The sequence below is a fragment of the Haemophilus parainfluenzae genome, assembly GCF_003252795.1.
Classification (GTDB): domain Bacteria; phylum Pseudomonadota; class Gammaproteobacteria; order Enterobacterales; family Pasteurellaceae; genus Haemophilus_D; species Haemophilus_D parainfluenzae_K.
Genome location: NZ_QEPQ01000003.1, coordinates 449,463 through 464,046, shown reverse-complemented (window position 1 = coordinate 464,046; position 14,584 = coordinate 449,463). Strand labels below are relative to the sequence as shown.

Here is a 14,584-nt window from a genome sequence, read left to right as displayed (position 1 = left end):
CTTAAAAAAGTATTATGAATTTCTAGTTAGCACCTATTAAGACTTCAAAATTAAAAAATATTTTTAAAACAAGTCAATCAACAAGTGCCCACACAGATTGTCTGATATATTGTTAAAGAGCAAAAAATAACGACGCACTGGTTTTTCTTAAGATTCACAACAGCGCGTCGTTGTGTGGGGCGTATTATAGGCATTTCAGACGCCTTTGCAAGATCTTTTTGTAAAAAAATGTAAATTTTTTTGCTGTTTGCTTACAAACGCACCAACATGACAAGAAAAAATCATTTTAAAACGGTAATTCCATCAAATCCCCAGAGAGCCAACGCTTGTTCTAATTGGTATTTATTCTCTACATCTTGCGTACAAAAAACCTGATTTTTCATCTCAGATTTTGACCGCACTTCTAATTTATCAAGTAAAAATTGTAGCCGTTTGGCAATAGCGAATCCAGGGTCCATAAAATTCTTCACTTGAGGTAAGCAAATTTGAATTTCATCTTTAATTAAAGGGAAATGGGTACAGCCTAAACAAATCGTATCTAAATTCTCTATTGAGGCCCAAGGAGTTAATTCATTTTTCAATGCAATCAAATCGACCGATTTTCCTTGGATTTTATGCTCTGCGATTTCAACCAATTTAGTCGAGCCTAATCGTTCTACTATACAATGGGAGGCAAACTGATGAATAAGATCATTAACATAAGGGCGTTTAACTGTACCCTTTGTTGCCAACAGCCCAATATGTTTCGTTTGTGAGATTTCTGCTGCAGGCTTAATAGCTGGCACGGTACCTACAATCGGAATAGAAAATTGCTCGCGTAAAGGCGGTAACACTACCGTACTCGCGGTATTACAAGCAATCACAATGGCATCAAGTGGATAATCCTGATTAATTTTTTTACAAATATCCAATGTTCTCTGAATAATTGTTTCTTCTGATTTTTCTGAATAGGGGAAACCCGCATTGTCAAAGCAATACAAATAATGGTTATCAGGCATGAGCTTTTTCGCTTCCCGATAAACGCTTAAGCCACCCATTCCAGAATCAAAGAAAAGTACCGTTGATTTATTCATTTATAAAACTCTTTCAAAAATAACCGCACTTTAGGCATTCGAATAAATTTCTCGATTATTTAGCCAACGGCGGATTAAACTTTCTGCCACATCCGGATATTTCACTATTAATGCTTTAGCATAATGTTGAACAGTTGGAATCATTTTACGATCGCGCATTAAATTCGCCACCTTAAATTCGGCGATACCCGTCTGTTTAGTGCCCAACACTTCACCAGGTCCGCGAATTTCTAAATCTTTTTCCGAAATCACAAAGCCATCTTGGCTATCGCGTAGTACCTGTAAACGTTTTTGCGATACTTTACCCAATGGCGGTTTATACATTAGGACACAAAAAGATACCGTGCTGCCACGCCCTACTCGTCCACGTAACTGATGGAGTTGTGATAAGCCCAAACGCTCTGCATTTTCAATGATCATTAGACTGGCATTCGGCACATCTACGCCCACTTCGATTACGGTTGTGGCCACAAGCAAATCGAGTTCTGCATTTTTAAAGGCAGCCATAATATCTTGTTTTTCTTGCGGTTTCATTCGCCCATGTACAAGACCAATTTTAAGCATCGGCAAGGCTTTCGTTAAATCTTCCCAAATTGCCTCGGCTGCTTGCGCTTCTAATACTTCAGATTCATCAATTAAAGTACATACCCAATAAGCCTGACGTTTTTCATTAATACAGGCATTCTTGACTCGAGCAACAATTTCATCTCGACGCTCTTCAGAAATAACCACTGTCGTAATCGGCGTTCGACCTGGTGGCAATTCGTCAATAATCGACGTATCAAGATCAGCATAAACCGTCATCGCTAATGTTCTTGGGATTGGTGTTGCTGTCATAATCAGTTGATGTGGATAAAATCCTGCTTTTTCGCCTTTTTCTCGCAACATTAGACGTTGATGCACACCAAAACGATGCTGTTCATCAATAATCACCAAGGCTAAATCAGCAAATTCCACTTCTTCTTGGAATAAAGCATGTGTACCCACCACCATTTGCACAGCACCTGATTTAATCTTTTCCAATTCGGTTTGGCGAGCTTTTCCTTTCACCTTACCCGCTAACCAGCCTACTTCAATACCAAAAGGTTCTAACCAACGGCGGAAATTATTTGCATGCTGTTCCGCTAAAATCTCTGTTGGCGCCATTAAAGCCACTTGTTTGCCATTATCAATCGCTAATAAGGCCACTAAGGCTGCCACTAATGTTTTCCCCGAACCTACATCCCCTTGAACAAGGCGCATCATTGGATAATCTTTCGCTAAATCCTGTTCAATATCCGCCACGACTCTATTTTGGGCATTTGTTGGTTGAAAAGGCAAAGATGCAAGAAAACGTTGCTTCAAATCGGTTTGATAATGCAATGGCAACGCTAAAAACTGCTGCGTACCCAACCGCACTTTTTGCATCGCAAGATTATGTGCAAGAAGCTCTTCAAAGATAAGTCGTTGCTGTGCAGGATGTTGTCCTTTCTCCAAAACATCTAATGAGATATCTGGCGGTGGACGATGCAAAAATCGAATAGCCTCCTTTAAACTAAAAGGATGTGGATTAAATTCATTAGGTAAAATTTCCGTTAATTGGATTTTATCGAGTAAAGCCAATGCTTGATCGGTTAGCTTACGTAATGAATTTTGTTTTAGACCTTCCGTTGTGGAATAAATAGGCGTGAGCGTTTCCTCTAAAACCAATGGTGCATTATCCCGTATGATTTGATATTCAGGATGATGAATTTCCGTCATAAAACGGCCGCGTTTAATTTCACCAAACGCTTTGACACGCGTACCAATCTGAAAACTATTTTTCATCCCTGCATTAAAATTGAAGAATCGGAGCATAATCTTGCTCGTTCCATCAGAAAGACTTACGGTTAAAATAGGACGGCGCCCAAAGGCAACTTCACAGGTTTGGACAACCCCTTCAATGGTGGCATATTGTTCAGGACGAAGATCGGCAATAGGCGTAATTCTCGTGCGATCTTCATAACGGATAGGTAAATGAAAAAGCAAGTCTTGGAGATTATGAATTCCAAGACGGCTTAATTTATCAGAGATTGCCACGCCTACACCCGATAAAGTGGTTAGAGGAACGGCATCAAGAAGTTGTGTGCTCATTATGCTTCATTAATATTGCGCTTCAAACGAATCACACTGGTAATTTGTTTGATTTTTCGCATAATGTTTTCTAAATGATAGATATCTCTCGCGCCAACTTGGATAATGACTAATAGCACATTATTCTCTAATTCTTCCGTCCAAATACTTTGAATATTACTTTCACAAGTCGCGACGGCTGTCATGAGACTACCTAATACATTTTGTTCATTAAGCATTTCAATGTGTAATTCGGCATCAAAATTGACCGCACTTTCAGCCTCTTCCCATTTTGCCGCGGTGAAATCTTTGGCATTGCTTGACGTTAAATTAGAACAAGCTTGATGATGTACAACCACACCTTTCTTCGCAGTACTTAATGCCACAATCGGATCACCCGGAATTGGATGACAACATTGCGCGAAAGACGCTTTCATTTCGCCATCTCGGCTTAACGTTAGCGTACTTTGTGTGTTTTCAGAAACGCCATCCACATCAATTTCAATAGCTTCATCCATTAATTGATGCGCAATGACACTCGACATTTGATTGCCTACACCGATTTCCTCAAAAAGCTCATTGAGACTTGAGAGGTTCAATTCATTTAGTAACGCTTGGATTTTCTCTTCAGAAACTTCAGAGAGATAATGAGGTTTCAAAGCCATTTCTAGCTGTTTTTTGCCCGTCTGAACCGCATCATCTGCACGTAATAATTTTAAGAAATGACGAATACGGGTTCTTGCTCGAGCCGTCACTACAAAGTTTAACCAGCTAACGCTTGGATGAGTATTTTCACTGGTCACAATCTCAACGGTTTGACCAGATTCTAAAGCTTGTGATAACGGATAAGGTTTATGCTCTACTACTGCAGCAACACAATGATTTCCCACATCAGAATGCACGGCATAAGCAAAATCAACAGCTGTTGCGCCCATTGGTAATTCAACGATGCGACCTTTCGGCGTAAAGACATAGATTTCTTTCGGGAAAAACTCAGATTTTACATTTTCAATAAACTCAAAGGAGTTACCGACGTTTTGTTGAATATCTACTAGGCTTTGTAACCAACGTTGTGCACGTACTTGAGCGGTGGTGCTATCGTTTTTACCACCTTCTTTATACACCCAATGAGCGGTAATCCCCATTTCAGCAACCTGTTCCATTTCTTCAGTCTGAAGATGAACTTCTACGGGTACACCATGAGGGCCTATCATCGAGGTTTGTAAAGCTTGGTAGCCATTTGCACGTGGCACGGCAATATAATCTTTCACTTTACCCGGGCGAGGCTTATACAAACTATGCATTTGTCCCAATCCGCGATAGCAATCATCCACCGAATTCACAATAACGCGGAAAGCATAAATATCCATAATAGAATGGAATTTTTGATCTTTCATGCGCATTTTTTGATAAATTTTATAGAGATGTTTTTCACGTCCCCAAATACGACTTGGAATACCCGCATCCTCAAGACGTTGTGAAATATCATTAGAAATACGTTGGATTAATTCTTGACGAGAACCGCGCGCCTGTTCGACAAATTTTTTAAGTACTTCATAACGGCGAGGATGCATTGCTTCAAAAGATAAATCTTCTAATTCATTCTTGATATGCTCGATGCCTAAACGGTGGGCTAATGGACAGTAAATCTCTAGAGTTTCTTTTGCGATACGACGACGTTTATCTGGACGTAGTGCTCCCAACGTTCGCATATTATGGGTACGGTCAGCCAGTTTGATTAAGACGACGCGAATATCTCGAGTCATCGCTAAAATCATTTTGCGGAAGTTTTCAACCTGCGCTTCTTGGCGGGTACGGAATTTCAATTTATCTAGTTTCGATACGCCGTCAACAATTTCAGCTACGCTAGCACCAAATTCATCTTTTAATTGGGATTCGGTATAAGGAGTATCTTCGATAACATCATGCAATAATGCTGCCATGATTGCTTCATGGTCTAAATGCATTTCCGCAATAATTGAAGCTACTGCGACAGGGTGAGTAATGTAAGGTTCGCCGCTTGAGCGAAATTGTCCTTCGTGAGCATCTCGCGCAATGACGAATGCACGTTTGATTAATTCAATTTTATCGGCGGGCAAATACCCCTGAATAATTCGATCTAAATCTGCAAACAATTCCAAAGGACACCTGACTTTTTTGTAGAGAGAAAGACTAGGCGATCAAAATAGCTCTAATTTTAACCGCACTTTAATGAGATTATTCTGCGATTAACGCTACAGCCACTTCTTCGTTACGTTGAGAAACTGCCGCATCTAAATACTCTTTTGCATCCATGATTTTTTGGTTGATTAACCCTTTTTCGATTTCACGTAATGCGATTACAGTTGGTTTATCGTTATCTTCCGGCACTAACGGCTCACTTTGATGTAACTCTAATTGTCTCGCACGACGAGCGGCGGTTAAAATTAAATCAAAACGGTTACCAATTTTTTCTACTGCATCTTGCACAGTCACTCGAGCCATGTTTTACTCCGATGTTAAAAATAATGTCTATAAAGGGGAAATATTGTACTCAATTCAAGCTTATTTTGCTAGTAGCTGTTGAATTAAGTCTGCATTTTCTGTTTGTTGGTAAGCTTTGGTCAAGCGTTCTGCCTGCAAAATGCTTTGCAAATCTGCCAATGCCTGCTCAAAATTATCATTCACAATAACGTAATCATATTCATCATAATGCGAAATTTCGCTGATTGCTTTTGACATTCGCTCAGCAATAACCTCTTTGCTATCCTGTCCGCGCCCAACCAAGCGACGCTCCAATTCAGGCAATGATGGTGGCAAAATAAAAATGCTTTTTACAGAAGGTACTTTTTGACGAATTTGCTGCGCACCTTGCCAGTCAATATCTAAAAACACATCAATGCCTTTTGCTAAGTTTTCTTCAATTGCTGGCAATGAAGTGCCGTAATAATTACCACCAAACACTTTTGCATATTCTAAGAAATGGCCTTTTTCAATTAAGGTTTCAAATTCTTCTACTGAAACAAAATAATAATGCACACCATGACTTTCGCCTGGACGAGGAGAACGTGTCGTGTGTGAAATAGACACCATTTTTTTCGTGCCTTGATTTTTTTCTAATAATGCGGAAATTAATGATGACTTGCCCGCCCCACTTGGTGCAGAAAGAATGTATAAATTACCTTGAGACATAATTGAAACCTCTTCTTGTTGTTTGTTTTTATTATACAAAAAGAAAATGAAAAGTGCGGTCAAATTTTCATTTGTTTTACCAAATTGTTAAAAAGTGATCGAGATCACAAAAAAGTGGTATATACCCTTTTTTTTATCAAAATGCCCATGCTATAATCCACGGGAACTCGTTAGAGCAACGATTTTGTTTAACTTAAAAAAATAGAAGGTGAAAATCTTATGGCTATTAAAATTGGTATCAACGGTTTCGGCCGTATCGGTCGTATCGTATTCCGTGCAGCACAACATCGCGATGACATCGAAGTTGTAGGTATCAACGACTTAATCGACGTTGAATACATGGCTTACATGTTGAAATACGATTCAACTCACGGTCGTTTTGACGGTACTGTTGAAGTTAAAGACGGTAACTTAGTCGTAAACGGTAAAACTATCCGTGTTACTTCTGAACGTGATCCTGCAAACCTTAACTGGGGTGCGATCGGCGTTGATGTTGCAGTTGAAGCAACAGGTTTATTCTTAACTGACGAAACAGCACGCAAACACATCACTGCTGGTGCGAAAAAAGTCGTATTAACTGGTCCTTCTAAAGATAGCACACCAATGTTCGTACGTGGTGTAAACTTCGGTGCATACGCAGGTCAAGACATTGTGTCTAACGCTTCTTGTACTACAAACTGTTTAGCACCTTTAGCACGTGTTGTTCACGAAACTTTCGGTATCAAAGATGGTTTAATGACTACTGTTCACGCAACAACAGCGACTCAAAAAACTGTTGATGGTCCATCAGCTAAAGACTGGCGCGGTGGTCGTGGTGCATCACAAAACATCATCCCTTCATCTACCGGTGCTGCGAAAGCTGTGGGTAAAGTATTACCAGCATTAAACGGTAAATTAACTGGTATGGCGTTCCGTGTTCCTACTCCAAACGTTTCTGTAGTTGACTTAACTGTAAACTTAGAAAAACCAGCAACTTACGAACAAATCAAACAAGCAATCAAAGATGCAGCTGAAGGTAAAACTTTCAACGGCGAATTAAAAGGCGTTTTAGGCTACACTGAAGATGCAGTAGTTTCTACAGACTTCAACGGTTGTGCTTTAACTTCTGTATTTGATGCTGATGCGGGTATCGCATTAACTGACTCTTTCGTTAAATTAGTATCTTGGTACGATAACGAAACTGGTTACTCAAACAAAGTATTAGACTTAGTTGCACACGTATACAACTACAAAGGCTAATCAAAATAGCTAAAAAATTAACCGCTCTTTTTAGAGCGGTTTTTTATTTCTAATCAATTTAAATTTTCTCAATACTTTATATATTCTTTATTGCTCATTTCAATATAAAAATAGAAAAATAATATGTCTATCATTTATTCTATATTCACAAAATAATAACATTTTACTAGATTTTAAATTTATTTCGTTTATATTAGCGTACAGTTGTTCGCTCAAATAAGGCTTATATGAATTTAGAACGTCATTTCGTCAATCGAATTCGCCAGCAGGCAAAAACTCGTCAAAATGCAACCGCACTTCGTCATAAAATTAATGGCTTGTGGAAAGATATTTCGTGGAACGCATTCCAACAACAGCTTGATCAGCTTTCATTAGCTTTTCTTGCTTGCAATATTCAAGTACAAGATAAAATTGCGATTTTTGCACACAATATGTCACGTTGGACAATCGCTGATATTGCAGCGCTTCAAGTCCGAGCTATCACTGTTCCAATTTATGCAACCAATACGGCACAGCAAGCTGAATTTATTTTAAATCATGCCGATGTCAAAATTCTGTTTGTTGGTGATCAAGAACAATATGACCAAGCGTTAGAAATTGCACATCAGTGTCCACAATTACAAAAAATTGTGGCCATGAAAGAACAAATTCAACTGACAGAAACTACCCTTTCCTGCCATTGGGACGATTTAATTCAATTAGGTAAAGCCGAATTTCAGACTGAATTTGAAACTCGCTTAGCAAATAAAACGATGGATGATTTATTCACGATCATCTACACCTCTGGCACAACAGGTGAACCGAAAGGCGTAATGCTCGATTACAATAACTTGGCACATCAACTTGAAGCCCATGATATTGCATTAGATGTTAATCAAGATGAGGTTTCACTTTCTTTTTTACCATTTAGCCATATTTTTGAGCGTGCTTGGGTTGCCTATGTGTTACATCGCGGAGCAATCCTTTGTTATCTCGAAGATACCAATCAAGTACGTGAAGCATTAACGGAAGTGCGCCCGACCTTTATGTGTGCTGTACCGCGTTTCTATGAAAAAATTTATTCTGCCGTGCTTGATAAAGTCCAAAAAGCGCCTTTTATTCGTCAGATGATTTTCCATTGGGCGATTGCAGTGGGGCAAAAACGTTTTGATCTTCTCTCTCAAAATAAAAAAGTCCCGTTCTTTTTGCAAAAACGTTATGCGCTTGCCGATAAACTGGTGCTGTCTAAGCTGCGTTCATTGTTAGGCGGGCGTATCAAAATGATGCCTTGTGGTGGCGCAAAATTAGAACCAACCATTGGCCTTTTCTTCCATAGCATTGGGATTAATATCAAACTCGGTTATGGCATGACAGAAACCACGGCTACCGTTTCTTGCTGGGATGATCATCATTTTAATCCGAATTCTATTGGTAAATTAATGCCAAACGCAGAAGTTAAAATTGGTGAAAATAACGAGATTCTGGTGCGTGGTGGCATGGTAATGAAAGGCTACTATAAAAAACCTGAAGAAACGGCTCAAGCCTTCACTGAAGATGGCTTCTTGAAAACGGGAGATGCTGGTGAATTTGATGCTGATGGTAATTTATTCATTACCGACCGTATTAAAGAGTTGATGAAAACGTCTAACGGCAAATACATTGCGCCACAATATATCGAAGGTAAAATTGGAAAAGATAAATTTATCGAACAAATTGCGATTATTGCTGATGCAAAAAAATATGTTTCAGCGTTGATCGTACCTTGTTTTGATAACGTAGAAGAATATGCGAAAAAACTGAATATTAAGTATCAAGATCGTATGGAATTACTCAAACACTCTGACATTATCAAAATGTTTGAACAACGTATCGAAAGTCTTCAAAAAGAACTGGCACACTTTGAGCAGGTGAAGAAATTTACGCTACTCTCTCAGGCATTTAGCGTCAAACTTGGTGAAATCACGCCTACGCTCAAATTACGCCGAAAAGTAATTATGGAACGTTATCGTCATATCATTGATTCGATGTATTCCAACAATAAAGAGAACAAGGAAAATAAAGAATAAAAAAAGTGCGGTGAATTTCACCGCACTTTTTATTTTAACGAAAATGACTTATTCGACTTCTACCAGCACACCTTCTTGGTGAGGTTTCAATACGCCAACCTCACTAAGCTCAATACCGGCTTTTTTCGCAATCTCTAAGATTTCCGCTTCACTTTCAGGTTTAACCGCAATCAACAAGCCACCTGAAGTTTGAGGATCGCAAAGTACCGCCTTTTGATAATCCGTAAGAGGACCAATTTTATGACCATAGCTTTCAAAGTTACGGTTGGTTCCACCTGGTACACAACCTTCAGCAATATAATCCGCTACGCCATCTAATAATTTGATTTTATCAAAATGCACAACCGCATTAAGATTTGAGCCTTCACAGATTTCAGCTAAATGTCCTAATAAACCAAAGCCAGTGACATCCGTCATGGCAGTTACACCAGCAACTTCCGCAAATTGGCTACCAATCAGGTTCATTTGACACATGGCTGCCGTTGCCAATCCTTGATGTTCTGGTTTTAACTTGCCTTTTTTCTCAGCAGTAGTCAGCACACCGATACCTAATGGCTTGGTTAAATAAAGCTTACAATTTGCTTCCGCTGAGGCATTACGTTTTACACGATCCGTTGCTATAACGCCTGTTACGGCTAAACCAAAAATAGGTTCTGGCGCATCAATCGAGTGTCCACCAGCCAGTGAAATCCCCGCTTGATGACAAGCAAAACGGCCACCATCAACAATTTTCTGTGCCACTTCTGCCGGTAATTTATTAATAGGGAAACCTAAAATGGCAATTGCCATAATCGGCTTACCACCCATTGCAAAAATATCGCTAATGGCATTGGTTGCGGCAATACGTCCAAAATCAAAAGGATCGTCCACAATCGGCATAAAGAAATCCGTGGTACTGATAATTGCAGTACCATTACCAAGATCATAAACCGCTGCATCATCCGCTGTTTCATTTCCCACTAATAAATTGGGATCAGCAAATTTTTCGAGTTTAGTCTGTAAAATTGTCCCTAACACCTTAGGCGAAATTTTACAGCCTCAACCTGCGCCGTGGCTGTATTGTGTTAAACGAATCTCATCCGTCATATTCAATCCTTTGTTAAAATAACGTATTTCTTAAACAAAAAGAGCGGTCAGAAAAAGCCGTATTTAAGAGGCTAACTTCTCCACTTTTGCTTGCTTGATCATGTTATCGCTGACTTCTAAAATGGTAATTCTTAAGCCATTGATTTCACAAACAGTTCCTTCATCAGGAATATCTTCAAGATGCTCGAGAATCAAACCATTAAAGGTGCGTGCATCTTCTGTATCTAATTCCCAACTAAACATTTTATTCAAATCACGAAGATTTGCCGAACCTTCAATAATCATCGAACCATCAGATTGCTGAACGACTTCTTGTTCAATAGTCGGTGCAGTAGTGGTTGTAAAATCACCCACAATTTCTTCTAAAATATCTTCAAGCGTGACGAGTCCTTTAATGTCACCATATTCGTCCACCACTAATCCGATACGTTCTTTTTTCGTACGGAAATTCGCTAATTGTGTTTTTAGTGGTGTCCCTTCTGGAATGAAGTACACTTCATCGACGGCACGTAATAAGGTTTCTTTAGTAAATTCATTTTTTTCTAATAACAAACGAAACGCTTCACGCACACGCAAAATACCTAATACTTGCTCATCAAGGCTGCCTTTATACAACACAATTCGATTATGTGGTGCATGATTAAGCTGACGCATAATGGCTTTCCAATCGTCATCAATATCAATCCCAGCAATTTCATTACGTGGCACCATGATATCGTCGACGGTCACGGTTTCCATATCTAAAATAGAGAGCAACATTTGTGGATGCTGTTCATCCGGTGTAGCTTCTCCCGCTTCCGATACAATACTACGAAGTTCTTCACGGCTAATCACTTGTTTTTGCATATCGGGTTTTAAACCCACCATTCGCATTAACGTTTTCGTGAAAATATTCATTAACCAAACTAACGGATAAAATATTTTTAATAGCAAGACCAAGATATGACTTGAAAATAATCCCACCTTTTCAGGATGCATTGCCGCGACAGTTTTAGGGAAAATTTCAGAAAAAACAAGCATCACAAAGGTTAATAAACCTGTTGCAATAGCCACACCCGCATCGCCATATAAACGCATACCAATCATGGTTGCAATAGCTGAAGCACTGATATTAACAAGGTTATTAAAGATCAGAATAAAACTTAACAAGGTATCTGGCTTCTCAAGCAGTTTTTCTGCTTTTTGCGCACCTTTATTACCTTGTTCCGCCATAAAACGAAGGCGATATTTATTGAGAGAGAGTAATCCGGTTTCTGAGCCGGAAAAATAGGCTGATAAAACTAAACAAATAATGAGTGTAATAAATAAAGTACTAAGGGGAATACTGTCCAAGGGTAAATCCTTTTGTTCGTTAATCAACAAAAAGTGCGGTTATTTTCACCGCACTTTTTACCTGTTCTTTGATTTTGATTAAATCAAACGACTACCAAAATAGCCAATCGTGAGCAGAATGATACCTGAAATTGCGTAAATAATCATCCTTTTTCCACGCCAACCTAGTCGCCAATGACCAAAACAAGCAATACCAAAACTAATCCAAGCAAGGAAAGAGAAAATCGCTTTGTGCAGATTTTCTAGGGTTACTGCTTGTAATACATGATAAGTACCCGAAATTAAAGTCAGCGTGAGTAAAACTTCTCCCATCGCAAATAAACAGAAGAAATGACGTTCTACCGCCATTAATGGTGGAATTGCTGGCGAAAATTGAATTTTACGTTTTTTCAAATTACGGTCTAACCAGACCAACTGAATCACATAAAGCGTTGCAATAAAACAAACTGCATAGGTAAACAGCGACAAACCGATATGGAACAGCATCAATGTATTTTGATTAAGCATCTGAATGATATGGCTTGATAAGAATGTCGCAAAGATCAAGCTAATGATCGAAAACGCATACACGATAGGTAAAACAAACCACATCGTGGAAACCAGAAACATTGAAAGCGTCGCTAAGGCAGCAATAATTACACTCATTAAGGAAGCGATTTCCATTAGCGTAAAACTCTGCCCTGAGGCCAAATCCTCTAACAAAGGGAAAGTGCTGACAGCATGCAGAATAATTGCAGCAAGTGCGGTCAGAAAAAATGGAGTTTTTCTTCGACTCAACTTCCCTTCTGATGAGTTCATCAAAAATGGAGCGATCAGCAATAGACTAAGAATATAAAAAATAATCGAAAAAAGGGCAAACCACATAATGCGTTCTCTTTACTAGGAATTATTCTTATTTTAACGGATCTTTTCTCTAGATCGCCATAATTTTATTTGAAATGATGAAAAACGCCCAAATTTCGGTATAATCACGGCAATTTTTTAAGAAAAAACAGGATTTAAAATGTTTGAGAATTTATCGGATCGCCTTTCTAAAACGCTACGCAACATTAGCGGTAAAGGTCGCTTAACTGAAGATAATATTAAAGAAACCCTACGCGAAGTGCGTATGGCATTGTTAGAAGCTGACGTTGCGTTGCCTGTCGTACGTGAATTTATCGCCAAAGTAAAAGAAAGCGCATTAGGCGAAGAAGTCAATAAAAGCTTAACACCAGGCCAAGAGTTCTTAAAAATTGTTCAACGTGAACTCGAAAAAGCCATGGGGGAAGCCAATGAAAGCTTAAACCTGGCGACACAACCACCTGCAGTTATTTTAATGGCGGGTTTACAAGGTGCGGGTAAAACCACCAGCGTGGGTAAATTAGCGAAATTCTTACGCGAACGTTATAAAAAGAAAGTGCTCGTGGTATCTGCTGACGTATATCGTCCAGCGGCGATCAAACAGCTTGAGACCTTAGCACAATCTGTTGGCGTGGACTTCTTCCCATCTGATGTCAAACAAAAACCGGTAGATATTGCAAAAGCGGCACTTGCTGACGCTAAACTCAAATTTTACGATGTATTAATCGTAGATACCGCGGGTCGCTTACACGTTGATAGCGAGATGATGGATGAAATCAAGCAAGTTCATGCGACATTAAATCCAATTGAGACGCTTTTCACGGTTGATGCGATGACGGGTCAAGATGCGGCAAATACTGCAAAAGCCTTCAATGAAGCTTTGCCACTTACCGGGGTTATCTTAACCAAAGTGGATGGTGATGCGCGTGGCGGTGCAGCTTTATCTATCCGTCAAATCACAGGCAAACCGATTAAATTCCTTGGTGTGGGTGAAAAAACAGAAGCCCTCGAGCCATTCCATCCTGATCGTGTAGCATCCCGTATTTTAGGCATGGGCGATGTGCTTTCCCTTATCGAAGATCTGGAACGTTCAGTCGATCGCGAAAAAGCGGAAAAAATGGCGCAAAAATTCAAGAAAGGCGATGATTTCACCTTAGACGATTTCCGTGAACAGCTTCGCGAAATGAAAAAAATGGGTGGCATGATGTCGATGCTTGAAAAATTACCGGGTGCGAAAAACTTACCGGATCATGTCAAAAATCAAGTAGATGACAAAATGTTCATCAAAATGGAAGCCATCATTAATTCCATGACCTTAAAAGAACGTGCCAATCCAGATATTATCAAAGGATCTCGCCGTCGTCGTATTGCATTAGGTTCTGGCACTCAAGTTCAAGATGTGAATAAGTTGCTGAAACAATTTGACGAAATGCAACGCATGATGAAGAAAATGCGCAAAGGTGGAATGGCGAAAATGATGCGTGGCATGCAAGGCTTAATGGGCGGAGGCGGCTTAGGTGGCCTTGGTGGTTTAGGCGGTATGTTTAAACGTTAATTCCTTCTTCAAATAAAGTGCGGTCAAAAATCAATAGGTTTTTGACCGTATTTTTTATCTTTTTATTCAGCATTTCCTATTACCTGATTAAATTACTCAGTTTTAGGTAATATTTTCATCAATCGATAGCCGATATAATTGCTCAAGTATTT

The 14,584-nt window shown here is 39.3% G+C and carries 11 protein-coding genes; 3 read left to right on the top strand and 8 right to left on the bottom strand.

Features of this window, described 5'->3' with window-relative positions; genetic code table 11:
* Window positions 1-281: 281 nt before the first annotated feature.
* From murI to gmk, 5 genes are all read right to left on the bottom strand, one after another.
* A complete protein-coding gene (gene murI / locus DPV81_RS07195; RefSeq protein ID WP_111387539.1) occupies window positions 282-1,073 on the bottom strand; it encodes a glutamate racemase in 792 nt (263 codons plus the stop codon).
* Between the two features lie 30 nt (window positions 1,074-1,103).
* A complete protein-coding gene (recG, locus tag DPV81_RS07190) occupies window positions 1,104-3,185 on the bottom strand; it encodes an ATP-dependent DNA helicase RecG (protein WP_111387537.1) in 2,082 nt (693 codons plus the stop codon).
* Window positions 3,185-5,305, bottom strand: coding sequence for a bifunctional GTP diphosphokinase/guanosine-3',5'-bis pyrophosphate 3'-pyrophosphohydrolase (spoT, locus tag DPV81_RS07185; RefSeq protein WP_111387535.1), 2,121 nt, complete (start codon window positions 5,303-5,305; stop codon window positions 3,185-3,187). Before spoT ends, recG begins: the two co-directional genes overlap by 1 nt.
* 76 nt (window positions 5,306-5,381) lie before the next feature.
* Window positions 5,382-5,648 carry a DNA-directed RNA polymerase subunit omega gene (rpoZ, locus tag DPV81_RS07180; protein WP_111387533.1) on the bottom strand — a complete coding sequence of 89 codons (267 nt, stop codon included), beginning with the start codon at window positions 5,646-5,648 and terminating at the stop codon, window positions 5,382-5,384.
* Between the two features lie 60 nt (window positions 5,649-5,708).
* Complete coding sequence (gmk, locus tag DPV81_RS07175; protein ID WP_054419615.1) at window positions 5,709-6,335, bottom strand: guanylate kinase; 627 nt, start codon at window positions 6,333-6,335, stop codon at window positions 5,709-5,711.
* A gap of 219 nt (window positions 6,336-6,554) precedes the next feature.
* Between gmk and gap the strand changes: the two genes are divergently transcribed.
* The gene (gap, locus tag DPV81_RS07170) at window positions 6,555-7,574 is read left to right on the top strand and encodes a type I glyceraldehyde-3-phosphate dehydrogenase (protein ID WP_049363694.1); all 1,020 of its coding nucleotides are present in this window, start codon (window positions 6,555-6,557) and stop codon (window positions 7,572-7,574) included.
* 227 nt (window positions 7,575-7,801) lie between these two features.
* Window positions 7,802-9,619, top strand: coding sequence for an AMP-dependent synthetase/ligase (locus tag DPV81_RS07165; RefSeq protein WP_111387531.1), 1,818 nt, complete (start codon window positions 7,802-7,804; stop codon window positions 9,617-9,619).
* A 48-nt stretch (window positions 9,620-9,667) separates the two neighbouring features.
* On the opposite strand, the gene selD is transcribed toward DPV81_RS07165, so the two are convergent.
* From selD to DPV81_RS07150, 3 genes are all read right to left on the bottom strand, one after another.
* Window positions 9,668-10,705: a selenide, water dikinase SelD gene (selD, locus tag DPV81_RS07160; RefSeq protein WP_111387529.1), complete on the bottom strand. Its 1,038-nt coding sequence runs from the start codon at window positions 10,703-10,705 to the stop codon at window positions 9,668-9,670.
* Window positions 10,706-10,768: 63 nt separating this feature from the next.
* Window positions 10,769-12,037, bottom strand: a complete 1,269-nt coding sequence (locus tag DPV81_RS07155; protein ID WP_111387527.1) for an HlyC/CorC family transporter — start codon at window positions 12,035-12,037, stop codon at window positions 10,769-10,771.
* A 78-nt stretch (window positions 12,038-12,115) separates the two neighbouring features.
* Window positions 12,116-12,901 carry a cytochrome C assembly family protein gene (locus tag DPV81_RS07150; RefSeq protein ID WP_111387525.1) on the bottom strand — a complete coding sequence of 262 codons (786 nt, stop codon included), beginning with the start codon at window positions 12,899-12,901 and terminating at the stop codon, window positions 12,116-12,118.
* Window positions 12,902-13,040: 139 nt separating this feature from the next.
* Here DPV81_RS07150 and ffh point away from each other — a divergent pair, with 139 nt between their 5' ends.
* A complete protein-coding gene (ffh, locus tag DPV81_RS07145; protein ID WP_111387523.1) occupies window positions 13,041-14,432 on the top strand; it encodes a signal recognition particle protein in 1,392 nt (463 codons plus the stop codon).
* The last annotated feature ends 152 nt before the right edge of the window (window positions 14,433-14,584 follow it).